This window comes from Asticcacaulis sp. P2_C5, assembly GCF_056404555.1.
Genome location: NZ_JBFUDU010000014.1, coordinates 135719 through 148647, shown reverse-complemented (window position 1 = coordinate 148647; position 12929 = coordinate 135719). Strand labels below are relative to the sequence as shown.

Genomic DNA, 12929 nt, shown 5'->3' with positions numbered 1-12929 from the left:
CTCTGCTCCCTCGATAGTGTCCACAATCCATCTTCACAGGATTCCGAACGGCTCCCCCAGCAGGTGTCCTACGTGCCTCGCGCGCCTGACGGCGCACTCGGAAGACGAAGCTGAGCGACCAGTGCATCGGTCGGCGGTTGGGCTCTGCGCGATTTGAAGGCTTCGCGCCCCCGCCGCCCGACCCCACCGTCGGTGCCACTGACACTTCTATCTGGCACAAACTGCGACATCTCTAATCGGCCTAGACAAGCTATGTAGCTGCAAAATGCAAATGTCAGTGCTGCGCAATTAAGTCGTCACAGTCTCCCCTGGTCGGATTTGGCCATGTGGACGCACAGACCTTGCGGTATCGGTTAGCCAGGCTATAAGATTCCGCGGAGATCGGAGCATTCTAATGAACCTGGCTTGGTCCAAAATCATGTTCGTGCCAGACCGGCAAGTCGCCGAACAAACCGCCTTGGCGTGGAAGTGGCTGGTCCCCGGCCCTTGGAAAATCATATTCTCGTCGATGTTTGGTGGCATCTTCCTGGAAAAGGAAGCCGGCGACGTCCATTGGCTGGAATGCGGTACTGGGCTCATTGTGAAGGTCGCGAACAGCGCCGACGAATTTCACACATTTCTCGGCGGAACGCGCGACGACGCCTGGGCTAGCCGTGTCGAAAATTGGTTTCTCCCGCCGCTCGTAGAGCAACTCCATGACGCAGGAAAGATAGCTGGTCCTGGTCAATGTTACGGTTTCACTATCCTGCCAATCTTCGAAGGCGGCAAATATATTGTCGAGAATGCATTTGTCGTGTCAGCGCAAGAGTGGCTCACCTTGACTGGGTCTGTCCATGAACAAGTGCGAAATGTGCCCAATGGCGGCCAAGTCAGGATGAAGGTCGTGGACTAGCCCGGCACGCTACCGCCCACCCGTCTTATGCTTATTCAGCAGGCGGTTCCCAAAGTTCGATGGCATTGCCTTCTGGGTCGAAGATGCGCGCAAAACGGCCCATTTCCGGGGAATCCCAGGCCGGATCCGTCTTGCATTCGATCCCCGCACCTCGCAGGTTGGAGAGCAGATCGTCGAGCGCCGAAACGCGGAAATTGATCATCCACTGCTTGTCGGCCGGGAAATAATCCGTGTCTGGCGCAAAGGGCATAAACACCGTCGAGCCGGCTTCCTGCTGCCACACACTCTCCGCGCTCGGCGGCGTGACACCCAGGTGCGTGCGGTACCAGTCCGTCAGGCCTTTGGGATCCTTCGCCCGGAAAAATAAGCCACCAATTCCAGTTACGGGCATGTCAACCTCCTGATCAGACTGCGTCGAAGCACAGGCTACGATATTCTGTCCGGCATGGCTATCCGTTGCGACGTCGTCCTACGGTTAGATCTGCGCAGTTAAGATGTCACATGAAGTTGCAAATGTGACGATCATTCTGCGCGGGGCTTGTATTGACGAATGACAGGTGTTATCTGCCCGCCCATGACCAGATACGGATATGAATCGTTTAGCACCACCACATAACGTCTCTCGTTAACCGAGGGGCTGGGCCTCTCACGTGTTCGTTCGAACCCTGGCAGGTCTCTCCTCCAGGGTTTTTTCATGCCCGGATTTCAAGGCCCACGCCTCGGAACGGGCGCACAAAAGGATTGTAACCATGCCGGCCATGTCGCTGCTCAGCGTCTCGGAAATTGTGCTCGCGGAAGCTCCGCGCGCCGCCGATGCCGCATGGGCAATCGCAACCTGACGCTCCGTGCCTGTGCCCGGAGCCGCTGACGGTCTCCGGGTTTGATCTTTTTCAACTCGCCGGGTTCCGCTCGGCGAGTTTTTTGTTTTGGGCCGCGCCACTTCCCGCAAAAGGGTGCGCGGCCCCTCCCCCGATTTGGCGCGCCAAATGCCAATGGCCGTCGGGCCCGGACTGATCACCCGGTTTCGGCGGCGTTTTAAAAAAGAAGGAAGTAAGCGTGAACTCATGACCAAGATACACGTGAATGTCGGCACAATCGGCCACGTCGACCATGGCAAGACCACCTTGACCTCTGCGATCACGCAGGTTCAGGCGGCGCGTCTGGGCGGCAAGGGCCTGTCGTTCGACGAGATCGACCGCGCGCCGGAAGAAAAGGCCCGCGGCATCACCATCAACACGACCCATGTCGAGTACGAGTCCGAAGTGCGCCACTATGCGCATATCGACTGTCCCGGCCATGCCGACTATGTGAAAAACATGATCACAGGCGCGTCCCAGATGGACGGCGCGATCCTGCTCGTCGACGCCACCAAGGGCGCGGCGAAACAGACGATCGAGCATATCCTGCTGGCGCGGCAGGTTGGCGTCCGCCATATGATCGTGTTCGTCAACAAGCTGGACGCCCTGGCCGAGGATGAGCGCGAAGACATGATGGCGCTGATCCAGCTCGAAACCGCGGCGCTGCTCGAAACCCAGGGCTATGAAGATACGCCCTTCGTGTTCGGCAGTGCCCTGAAGGCACTGGAAGCGGTGACGCGCGGTGACCTGGTCGATCCTGCCGTTCAGGGCATTGTCGATCTGGTGGCGGCGCTCGACCGCGCCATCCCCGATCCGGTACGCGACTTCGACAGTCCGTTCCTGATGCCGATCGAGGGTGTCCACACGATCGAAGGCCGGGGCACGGTTGTCTCCGGCCGTGTCGAACGCGGTGTCATCAAGGTCGGCGACAAGGTCGAGATTGTCGGCCTCGACAACGGCGGCCGCGAAGTCGTGGTCACCGGCACCCAGGCTTTCCGGAAGGATATTCCGGAGGCGCGTGCCGGGATGAATGTCGGCCTCCTGCTGCGCGGTCTCAAGCGTGACGGTGTCGAACGCGGCCAGGTCCTGTCCGTGCCCGGCGCCATCAAGGCCCGGACCCGCGGCAAGGCGCAGATATTCGTCCTGACCAAGGAAGAAGGTGGCCGGCATACGCCGTTTGGCGACGGTTACCAGCCGCAGTTCTTCTTCGGCGTTACCGACGTCACCGGCGTCATTACGGTTGCCGACGACGGTGTGGTGTCGCCCGGCGACCAGGCGGAGATCAGCTTTGATCTGCGCAAGCCGGTCGGCATCGAGACCGGCATGCGGTTCGCCATCCGCGAAGGCGGCAAGACTGTCGGCGCGGGCCTGGTGACCGAAGTCCTGGCCTAAGCAAAGCTCCCGGCGTCGGATTATTCCGGCGCCGGGAGTAGGTTTAAGAAGCGCCCGTGGGGCAATCTCAATAGGACTCACTCTGCTACTGATGGGGCTGGAGCTCAGAAAACAAAACGCAACTTGCCTGAATCGGCTCATACTCGCGGTCAGGCTTTATTCGAAATGAGAAAATACGTCCCAATGCCTTTGACTTCGTTAGGCAAATCAGGTCTGGCGATTGCGATGTCGGGAGCCGTGTTGCTGGCCGGCTGTGCCACCTATGCGCCTGCGCCTGTCACGGTCGGCACGGTGGGTGCCTACTCCGTCCATCGCCCCGACCTGCCGCCAGGCAACGATGTCCCTGGCCTGCTTCGCCTGGCCCTCGACCATGACCCGGCGGTCGCCGCGGCGCGCGCCACCCTTGCGTCGGCGATGGCGGCGCAAAAAGCGGCCCGTAACCTGCCGCCTTTGACCCTGAGCCTGACGGCGGAATATTCGAAGGATTCCGACCCGCAAAAACCCTGGCTGTACGGCGGCGCTGTCGGCATCCCGCTCGATATCGGCGCCAAGCGTAAGGCACGGAACACGTCGGCCGATCTGGCGGTTGTCAAGGCGCGTTACGCCCTGGGCGAAGCGGTATGGGCGTCGCGCCAGCGTCTTATGCAGTCGATCAGCGACCTTAGCCTCGCTCGCGATGAAATCACGGCGGCCCAAACCCTGGTAGAACAACGCATGGCCTTCCAGGCCCATATGGAAAAGCGTGTGACCCACGGCGAGGACGCCAATGGCCTGGTCGCCCAGGCCGGTCTCGATGTGTCGGCCGCCCGCCAGGTCCTGGCCCAGGCGCAAAACCGCCGCCTGCAGGCCATGGCTGCCCTGGCCCGGGCGCTCGATGCCGATCCGGCGGATGTTGAGGGCCTGGAACTGTTGCCTCAGCCCCTGACCCCGCTCGACACGGCGCAGATCGAGACCATGGTCGAAACATCGCTGTATGTCCGTTCGGACGTTCTTCTCGCCGTTGCCGATTATGATCTCGCGGAAAACGATTTGCGGCTGGCCGTGGCGGCGCAGTATCCCGATATCACTATCCAGCCCGGCTACACCTGGGAGCGTGGCGTGGTCAAGATTCCGCTCGCGCTTAACCTCACCCTGCCGCCGCTGGACGGCAATCGTGCCGCCATCGACGCCGCCCAGTCAGCACGGGTCGCCACCGGCAAGACGCTGGAGGATCGTGTCAAGACGGCCCGCGCCACGGCACTGCAGGCTGCATCAACCTATGAGGTCGATGCTGCAACGGCCGATACTATTCGCCGGACAGACCTGCCGACGTCGCGGGACATGGCCGCACGCACCGAACGGATGAAAAACGCCGGCGAAATCGACCAGACGGAAAACCTGCTGGCCCAGATCGACGCCACCCAGACGGAACTCAACCTGATCCAGGCCGAACGCACCGCGCGCAACGACCGGCTGACTCTGGAGGACGCGTTGCACCTGGCCTTCGATCCCGCCGAAACCCAGATACTGACCGACGTCATGACCAAGACTGCTGAAGAGGCGCGCCCGTGAAACCCTTTCCCTTCGCTTTGCTGCTTCTTCTGGCCGCATCTGCTGTCCATGCGCAGGACAAGCCACTGCAACTTGACGCCAAAACCCAGACACGCCTGCAACTCCGTGTCGCGCCCATCCAGGCGGCGCACAGTTCGGACTCGGTCACCGGCTTTGCCAGCGTCGTCGACCAGACTCCCCTCCTTACGATTCTCAGCGAGCTGGCGACGGCACAGTCGGCCTATAATGCGTCGCAGGTCGAGGCGACGCGCACCCAAGCCCTCGCCAAGGACGCTACGGTAGCAACCAAGGTGGCCGAAGCGGCCGTCGCTGCCGCCCACGCCGACCAGGCCAGGGTCACCCTGCTGCAACAGCGCCTGGCTCTCGAATGGGGCACCTATTTCTCGAACCTGTCCGACCAGGCCCTGCGCCAGTTGGGCGGCGACCTGGCCTCGGGTCGCGCCGCCCTGGTGCGCATCGACACGCCGTCCGGCCAGGGACTGAAGGGCGCACGATCGGCGACGCTGGACCTGGGCGCGCTCGGTTCGGTCGAAGCGCGCGTACTGGGCATTGCCCGCACCGCCGACCAGCGCCTGCAGTCGCCCGGATTAATGAGCCTGGTCACAGGCCCGAACGCTGCCTATCTCAGCAACGGCCTGACCATGAAGGCCACGCTCTATAATGGTGGGGGCAGCAGCGGCCTGCTGATCCCCAATGCTGCCCTCCTGCGCAGCGGCGGCAAGATCTATGCCTTCGTCAAGACCGGTCCGCAGGCCTTTGTGCAGCGTCCCGTTACAGCCACCAAGGTCACCCCCGACGGCCTGATCGTCGGCGACGGGTTCCAGCCCGGCGAACAGGTCGTGGTCCAGGGCGCTTCCGCCCTCCTGACGGCCGCTACATCTACGCTGGCGGGCGAATAGGCCATGCTGAGCGCCCTCGTCCGTCTCAGCCTTAATCATGCCCGGCTGGTGGCCCTGGCTATTTGCCTGCTGCTGATCGCTGGCGGTTTGACGCTGGTTCATGCCAACTACGACGTCTTTCCGGATTTCGTGCCGGCGCAGGCCGTGGTCCAGACCGAGGCGCCGGGCTTGGCCGCCGATCAGGTTGAACAACTGATCACGCGGCCGGTGGAACAGGCGATCAACGGTGCCGCAGGCGTGCAAAGCGTGCGTTCGGAGTCGATCCAAGGGCTCAGCCTGGTGACTGTCAGCTTCAAGGAAGGCGCCGAGCCGTATCGAGCGCGGCAGATCGTCGCCGAAGCGCTGAGCGAAGCCGCTTCCAACCTGCCTGCTGGCGCTGGGACGCCGAAGGTCGTGCCGCTGACCTCATCGACCATGGATCTGCTCAAGGTCGGCTTTGTCAGTGAAAAGCTGGACCCGCAGGACCTGCGCGACTTCGTTCAGTGGCAGTTGCGGCCGCGCCTTATGGCTGTCCCCGGCGTTGCCCGCGCCACCGTCTTTGGCGGAAGCGTCCGGCGTATCGAGGTTAGGGTCAATCCGGACGCACTCTCGGCGCGCGGCCTCAGCCTGGATGATGTCTTGAAAGCAACCCAGACCTCGACGGCGCTGAGCGGCGGCGGCTTTATCGATACCTCCGAGCAACGCATCCTGGTCGAACCGCGCGCTCAGGCCGCAACAGTGGCCGATATTGCCGCCACACCTTTGGCGGCGGCGACGGGTAACGCGCCCGGCACGCCGTCGGCTGTTGTTCACATTGGTGACGTCGCCGAAGTGGTCGAAGCTCCGGCGCCCGACTTCGGCGACGCCGTCGTCATGGGGCAGCCCGGCGTCCTGATCTCGATGTCCAGCCAATACGGCGCCAATACCTTGAAGGTCACGCGCGACGTCGAGGCCGCCCTGGCCGAGATGGCGCCGGCCCTGAAGTCTCAGGGCATAACCATGTCGGCCAATCTGCACCGCCCGGCCAACTTCATCGAAACGGCGCTCAGGGGCATAATGGACGACCTGCTGATCGGCGCCGTACTGATTGCCGTCATCCTGTTCGCCTTCATGCGTAACATTAAGACGGTTTTGATATCCTTTGTAAGTATTCCGCTTTCGCTCGTGGCAACCGTCATGCTGATGGACCGCATGGGCCTCAGTATCAACACCATGACCCTCGGTGGCCTCGCCGTCGCCCTGGGCGTCGTGGTTGACGACGCCGTCATTGACGTCGAGAATATCGTCCACCGCCTGCGCGAACGCCCCGAAAGCACCGGCATCGCTGAGACCATCCTGCATGCCTCGCTCGAGGTCCGGTCCCCGGTTATCTACGCCACCCTGGTCGTTGCGCTGATCCTCGTGCCGGTGCTTATGATGCATGGTCTGCAGGGCGCATTCTTCGCCCCTCTCGCCTTCGCCTTCATCCTGTCGACCCTGATTTCCCTGGCGGTGGCGATCATCGTCACGCCGGCGCTCAGCCTGATCTTCCTGCGCAGGACGGTACTGCCGAACGAGCCCAGGCTGTTGGTCAGCCTCAAGACCTGGCATGCCGGAGTGTTGGAAAAAATCTGCCTCCGTCCGCAGGTTCTGTTCGCCGTTTCCGGCCTGGTCAGCCTCCTGGCCGTCATCGGACTATTCTTCTTCCCCAGCGAACTGCTGCCGTCGTTCAAGGAAGGGCACTTTGTCCTTGCCGTTTCGGCCCAGCCCGGTACTTCGCTGTCGGTCATGCGGCGCTATGGCGAATCCATTTCGCAGGAGATTCTGGCTATAGACGGCATAGCCTCGGTCGAGCAGCAGATCGGCCGATCGGAAGGTGGCGAAGACACCTGGGGACCTGAGAAGAGCGAGTTCCACGTTGAACTCAAGCCCCACCTGTCGGGCGGCAAACAGGATGAAGTCGAGGCCGCCATCCACAAGGTCCTCGACGGCTATCCCGGCCTGAAAACCGAAGTCCTCACCTTTCTCGGAGATCGCATCGGCGAGTCCCTGACCGGTGAAACTGCCGCCCTCGCCGTCAACATCTATGGTGGTGACGGCGATACGCTTGCCACTACCGCGGAGCAGGTGTCGGCGGAACTGTCAAAGATCAAGTCGGCTGGCGACGTCCAGATCCAGACTCCACCGTCGACCCCAAGCGTCCATATCGATATCGACCGTGTTGCCGCAGCCCAGCATGGCCTCACGCCCGTCGACATACTGGGCGCGGTCCAGAGCGCCTACGAGGGTACCAATGCCGCGCAGATCTACCGCAACGACCGTACGCTCGACGTCGCCGTTACCCTGCCCAACGAACTGCGCCAGAGCCCGGAAGGCGTCAGCGACCTGCTGGTCCGTGGTCCAGGCGGTTCCATTGCCCGCCTCGGTGATATTGCCAAGGTGACGCTGGATGAAAGCCGCACCATCATTAAGCACAATGGCGGCCGCCTGGTCGAAACCGTTACCGCCAATCCGGCGCCGTCCGATGTCGCTGCCGTGACCAAGGCTGCCCAGGCCGGCATAGCTGCGCATGTCAAACTGCCGCCCGGGGTCTATGTCGAATATGTCAGTGTCGCCGATGAGGCGAAAAAGGCAACCCAAGAGTTGCTTCTCAACACAGGTATGGCGATCGTCGGTATTATCGCGCTCCTCAGTCTGGCTTTCGGCAATGCCCGTGCCGTCGGCCTGATCATCGCCTCGGCGCCCTTCGCGCTGGTCGGCGGGGTGATCGCGGTCGCCCTGACCGGCGGCAGCCTTTCTCTGGGATCACTCGTCGGTTTCGTGACATTGATCGGCGTCGCTGCGCGCAACGCCATCCTGCTTTTGGCTCATACCCAACAACTGACGAACGACGGCCACGCGTGGAGCCTGGAGACCATTATGCTCGCCACGCGTGAGCGCGTAACGCCCATCCTGATGACCGCCCTGGTCACGGCGCTGGGCTTGCTGCCGTTGGCCTTCGGCACAGGCCAGGCGGGACGCGAGATCCAAGGTCCCATGGCGATCGTTATTCTGGGCGGGCTAATTACCTCGACCATCATGAGTCTTGTGGTTCTGCCGGCCATGATCTGGCGCTTTGGTCGGGGCCGAGACGCTTGACTCCACCTTCCGGGAACCCGACACTAGCTGACGTAAAGACAAAGTTGCCGGAGGAAACCGATGAAGATCTTGAGCGCCCTGTTCGCTGCCATGGCGATGGCCTGCGCCACGCCGGCCCTGTGCAAGGAAAATTTCCATATCGGCGGGCGCACGACCTACACCGGCCAGGCCGAACACTCCACGCCAGGAGGCCCCACGATCGTTGTCCGCCCCTTCCATAGGTACCAATGGCCCGGCGTCTATTTCGAAACGCGTTTCAAGGGCCAAGCCATCGATATCTCCACTACCGACGGCTATAGCCGCTACCGCCTGCTGATCGACAACAACGCCCCGGTCATCATCGATCGCCCGGCCAATGTCGCCTTCCCCTACCACGTTACCAGCCTGAAAGCCGGCTGGCACACCCTGCGCCTCGAAAAACTGAGCGAAAGCCAAGGTGAACCCGCTGCCTTCTTGGGCTTCGACCTGCCGAACGGGCAGTTTGGCGACCTGCCCGTCCGTACACGCCAGATCGAATTTATCGGCGACTCTTACACGGTCGGCTACGGCAACACCTCGGGCAAACGCCAATGCACGCCCGAAGAACTGCGCCTGTCCACGGACACGCAGCAGGCCTATGGGCCCTTGACCGCCAAACATTTTAACGCCGACTACCAGATCAACGCTTTTTCCGGCCGCGGCATTGTGCGCAACTACGACGGCTTTGCCGGCGACTCCCTGCCGGAACTCTATCCCTATAGCCTTTATGACAAGAGTGAACGCTACGAAGACGCTGCCTGGAAACCCCAGGTCATCGTTATTGGCCTAGGCGGCAACGACTTCTCGACGCCGGTCAAACCCGGTGAAAAATGGCCGGACGATGCAGCGCTGCGCGCCGATTACGAAAACACTTTCGTTGCCTTCGTCAAAGCTCTGCGTGCGAAAAACCCGCAAGCCTTCTTCCTGCTCACCATGTATGAAGGTCCAACGGTTGCCGAAGAGGTCATCAAGGTCGCCGCCCGGCTCAAGGCGGACGGTGAAACGCGGATCGATACACTGGGGCTCGATGGCTTCGGCCTGAACGGCTGCGACTGGCATCTCGACACGACGGATGACAAACGCATTGCCGAGCAACTGACCGGCTATTTCGAGGCCCATGCCGAGCTCTGGCAGGGCCGGTAACCCAATTCAGATATCGTAACCCGGCCACCCATCACGGCAAATGGCGCCACACTGGATTCGGCGGCGAACAAGGTCTCCATCCGGACCAGGACAGTCGCACTCCGGGCCCTCCCCCCGGCTCTCTTAGCCCGGCTGGCGGTGAGAAAATTAACCTTTGTTATCAATTTTCTATCCGTCAGTCCTCAGACCTGTCCCCCAGCCCTAGGCAATACTCAATATTGACCGGCTTCTCATCTGTAAGATCAACGACTGCCAACGCTTGGCAAATCGCCTGACGCAGCTTAAGACTCCCAACAGGCGATTTGCCGTCACGCGGAACGGGAGCAGGAACATGGCATCGGGGGGATCCGAAACGGACAAGGTGCCATTCGGCCGGCTGCTGGCCTTTATCGGACCCTGCGTGCCCTTTGCGGCGCTGGGCTTGCCGATCGTCGCCATTCTGCCGGAATATTACGGCACGCAACTGCAGTTGGGCGCTGTGGTCGGCATCGTCTTCATGGTCGTGCGCTGTTTCGATATCCTGATCGATCCGCCGCTCGGCTATTTCATGGACCGGACGCGCACCAAGCTCGGCCGTTTCAAGCTGTGGATGCTGATCTGCCTGCCGATCTTGTTTGTCAGCACGGGCTTTATCTTCCTGGCACACAAGGGCGTAGGCACAATCTATCTCGGCCTATGGCTGTTTGTTCTCTATGTCGGCTTCTCGATCGCCGCGCTCAGCCAAGCCAGTTGGGGTACCGTTCTCTCTACCAACTATAATGAGCGTTCGCGCATCTTTGCTTGGTGGCAGGTCGGCAATATCTTCGGAATCCTGATGGCGGCCATTATCCCGGTTGCCGCTCAGTCCCTGGGCTATTCCTATAATCTCGGCGTGCAGATCATGGGCCTGTTCATCATGCTCACCCTGCCTTTGTCGATCGGCATTGCGCTGTGGCGTGTGCCGGAAAAGGTCTCGAATACCTCTACTCACGACCTGAAGCTCAGCCACTATTTCGATATGTGGAAGCGTAAGAACGTCCGCTGCATCCTGTGGGCGGATCTGTTCATGGGCCTGGCGCCCGGTGTCATGGCCGCCCTCTTCTACTACTTCTTCGAAGAGGCCAAGGGCCTGACCCGTATGCAATGCAGCATAGCCATGCTGCTCTATTTCGTCGCCGGGATTGCAGGCGCGCCGATCTGGACCTGGGCATCCAGGCGCCTGGGCAAGCATACGGCCCTGATCTGGTCCAGCGTACTTTTTGCTGCGCTATACGGCGCCATGTATTTTGCACCGAAAGGCAATTTCATCGTCTGCGCCATGATGACCTTTGCCAACGGCATTCCCTACGCTGCGTCTTTGTTGCTTACGCGGGCGCTGATGGCCGATATAGGCGACGAAGTCATGCTCGAAACCGGCCACGATCACAAAGGGACGCTGATGGCCATCCTGTCGGCGACAACCAAGGTCGGCTATGCCATCTCCGCCCTGACCATCACCCTGCTGGGCCTGCTGCATTTTAACGTCAAGAATCCCGCGGCCAGCCCGCCGGGCGCCGTGATCTGGGTCGAGATCTTCTTCATCGGCCTGCCGGTCATTTTCCTGATCCTCGGTGCGCTGTCGATGATGCGCTATAATCTGACGCCGGAACGCCACGCCCAAATCATGAGTGAACTGAAAGCAAAGGAAATCCTGTGATGGACGCGCCGGCGGAAGGAATGCAAAGCCTGCTTGAGGTCATGCGCCGTCTGCGCGATCCGGTCGGCGGTTGTCCGTGGGACAAGGAGCAGACCTTTGAGACTATTGCCCCCTATACGATCGAGGAATCCTATGAAGTCGCCGACGCCATCCAGCGCCAGGACATGCGCGACCTGAAGGAGGAACTGGGCGATCTGTTGTTCCAGGTTGTCTTTCATGCCCGTTTGGCCGAGGAACAGGGCCTTTTCGATTTCAATGACGTCGCGGCCGGCATGTCGGAAAAGCTGATCCGCCGCCACCCCCACGTTTTCGGCGACGCTGGCCATCGCGATGCAGACGAACAGACGGTGGCCTGGGAGGTCACCAAGGCTCAGGAACGCAAGGCCAAGAACAAGACCGGCATTCTCGATGATGTGCCGATCGGCCTGCCGGCCCTGACGCGCGCTGCCAAGCTGACCAAACGCGCCGCCCGGGTTGGCTTCGACTGGCCCAGCGTGCACGAGGTAGTCGACAAGCTGGACGAAGAAACACAGGAATTGAAGGCAGAGTTGGCGCAAGGCGATCTTGCCAAGGCACGTGAGGAGCTTGGCGATATTTTGTTTGTTCTGGCCAATCTGGCGCGAAAACTTGATGTAGAACCTGAAGACGCGCTGCGCCTGACCAACCGAAAATTCGTTCGCCGCTTTCAGTCGATCGAAGCCGCTCTTGCCGATCGGGGTCGCACACCCGACCAATCTAACCTGGAAGAAATGGACGCCCTGTGGAACGCGGCCAAAAGCACGGAACGCGAAGCCCAGTCATGACCGGGCCGCATAGGCTGCTGCCGAAGTCTGGCCGATCAAAGCGCCATATGAATATGATAGCTAGTGTCGCGCTCTGCGCCGGCTTGATGATCGCCTTCTATCTTTCGGTCGGTCAGGGCCATATCGACACTGATACCCACATCACCTTGGAACGGCATGACTGCGCGTTCGGCTGTCCGGCGTATCAGGTCGACGTTCTGGCTAATGGTGCAACTGTGTATCAGGGTCGCTCTGTGACGGGTTTGAACGGAATATATCGCTATAAGCTATCCAAATTCGCCGTACGACGCATGCTGCGCGTCTTCGACCGGGCCCGTTTTTTCGATCTGAAAGTCAACGGCTATGCGGTCGATCCGGCCAAGCCCGTCTGCACCCTGACCCTGACATCGGGACGGCAGAAAATGTCGGTCCGCCATAGCTGCAACGAAACGGCACTCGAAATTGCCAAACCGATTTCGGCGGTAGAACTGGCGACGCGTGTGGCTGATATAGCAAAAGGCCGGGTTCGCGCCACAGGCCTTCATCCCGCACCCACCACCCTGGCTCCCAATGATGTAGTTCGCCCATTAGCCGCCGACCATTTTCCGTAAAGCCGCGGTAATT

The 12929-nt window shown here is 61.0% G+C and carries 10 protein-coding genes; 9 read left to right on the top strand and 1 reads right to left on the bottom strand.

Going from position 1 to position 12929, the window contains the following annotated elements:
• The first annotated feature begins 394 nt into the window (after nucleotides 1–394).
• Complete coding sequence (locus AC1DXO_RS22075) at nucleotides 395–892, top strand: T6SS immunity protein Tdi1 domain-containing protein (RefSeq protein WP_476980355.1); 498 nt, start codon at nucleotides 395–397, stop codon at nucleotides 890–892.
• Nucleotides 893–923: 31 nt separating this feature from the next.
• On the opposite strand, the gene AC1DXO_RS22070 is transcribed toward AC1DXO_RS22075, so the two are convergent.
• A complete protein-coding gene (locus AC1DXO_RS22070) occupies nucleotides 924–1283 on the bottom strand; it encodes a VOC family protein (protein WP_476980354.1) in 360 nt (119 codons plus the stop codon).
• A gap of 673 nt (nucleotides 1284–1956) precedes the next feature.
• Here AC1DXO_RS22070 and tuf point away from each other — a divergent pair.
• From tuf to AC1DXO_RS22030, 8 genes are all read left to right on the top strand, one after another.
• On the top strand, nucleotides 1957–3141 hold the full coding sequence (gene tuf, locus AC1DXO_RS22065) for an elongation factor Tu (protein WP_476980353.1): 1185 nt from the start codon (nucleotides 1957–1959) through the stop codon (nucleotides 3139–3141).
• A gap of 225 nt (nucleotides 3142–3366) precedes the next feature.
• Nucleotides 3367–4692: a TolC family protein gene (locus tag AC1DXO_RS22060; RefSeq protein WP_476980352.1), complete on the top strand. Its 1326-nt coding sequence runs from the start codon at nucleotides 3367–3369 to the stop codon at nucleotides 4690–4692.
• Nucleotides 4689–5591, top strand: coding sequence for an efflux RND transporter periplasmic adaptor subunit (locus tag AC1DXO_RS22055; protein ID WP_476980351.1), 903 nt, complete (start codon nucleotides 4689–4691; stop codon nucleotides 5589–5591). The genes AC1DXO_RS22060 and AC1DXO_RS22055 overlap by 4 nt, the downstream gene beginning before the upstream one ends.
• Nucleotides 5592–5594: 3 nt before the next feature.
• Nucleotides 5595–8687, top strand: coding sequence for an efflux RND transporter permease subunit (locus tag AC1DXO_RS22050; protein WP_476980350.1), 3093 nt, complete (start codon nucleotides 5595–5597; stop codon nucleotides 8685–8687).
• Nucleotides 8688–8747: 60 nt separating this feature from the next.
• Nucleotides 8748–9848, top strand: a complete 1101-nt coding sequence (locus AC1DXO_RS22045; protein ID WP_476980349.1) for an SGNH/GDSL hydrolase family protein — start codon at nucleotides 8748–8750, stop codon at nucleotides 9846–9848.
• 331 nt (nucleotides 9849–10179) lie between these two features.
• Complete coding sequence (locus tag AC1DXO_RS22040; protein ID WP_476980348.1) at nucleotides 10180–11523, top strand: MFS transporter; 1344 nt, start codon at nucleotides 10180–10182, stop codon at nucleotides 11521–11523.
• A gap of 20 nt (nucleotides 11524–11543) precedes the next feature.
• On the top strand, nucleotides 11544–12326 hold the full coding sequence (gene mazG / locus AC1DXO_RS22035; protein WP_476980347.1) for a nucleoside triphosphate pyrophosphohydrolase: 783 nt from the start codon (nucleotides 11544–11546) through the stop codon (nucleotides 12324–12326).
• 47 nt (nucleotides 12327–12373) lie between these two features.
• On the top strand, nucleotides 12374–12916 hold the full coding sequence (locus AC1DXO_RS22030; RefSeq protein WP_476980346.1) for a DUF6438 domain-containing protein: 543 nt from the start codon (nucleotides 12374–12376) through the stop codon (nucleotides 12914–12916).
• Nucleotides 12917–12929: the final 13 nt, after the last annotated feature.

What these genes read in the sequence shown, in the direction of transcription:
- tuf (WP_476980353.1), top strand. Translation starts at nt 1,957, where the DNA reads ATGACCAAGATACACGTGAATGTCGGCACAATCGGCCACGTCGACCAT.
- AC1DXO_RS22075 (WP_476980355.1), top strand. Translation starts at nt 395, where the DNA reads ATGAACCTGGCTTGGTCCAAAATCATGTTCGTGCCAGACCGGCAAGTC.
- AC1DXO_RS22030 (WP_476980346.1), top strand. Translation starts at nt 12,374, where the DNA reads ATGAATATGATAGCTAGTGTCGCGCTCTGCGCCGGCTTGATGATCGCC.
- AC1DXO_RS22045 (WP_476980349.1), top strand. Translation starts at nt 8,748, where the DNA reads ATGAAGATCTTGAGCGCCCTGTTCGCTGCCATGGCGATGGCCTGCGCC.
- AC1DXO_RS22070 (WP_476980354.1), bottom strand. Translation starts at nt 1,283, where the DNA reads ATGCCCGTAACTGGAATTGGTGGCTTATTTTTCCGGGCGAAGGATCCC.
- AC1DXO_RS22050 (WP_476980350.1), top strand. Translation starts at nt 5,595, where the DNA reads ATGCTGAGCGCCCTCGTCCGTCTCAGCCTTAATCATGCCCGGCTGGTG.
- AC1DXO_RS22060 (WP_476980352.1), top strand. Translation starts at nt 3,367, where the DNA reads ATGTCGGGAGCCGTGTTGCTGGCCGGCTGTGCCACCTATGCGCCTGCG.
- mazG (WP_476980347.1), top strand. Translation starts at nt 11,544, where the DNA reads ATGCAAAGCCTGCTTGAGGTCATGCGCCGTCTGCGCGATCCGGTCGGC.
- AC1DXO_RS22040 (WP_476980348.1), top strand. Translation starts at nt 10,180, where the DNA reads ATGGCATCGGGGGGATCCGAAACGGACAAGGTGCCATTCGGCCGGCTG.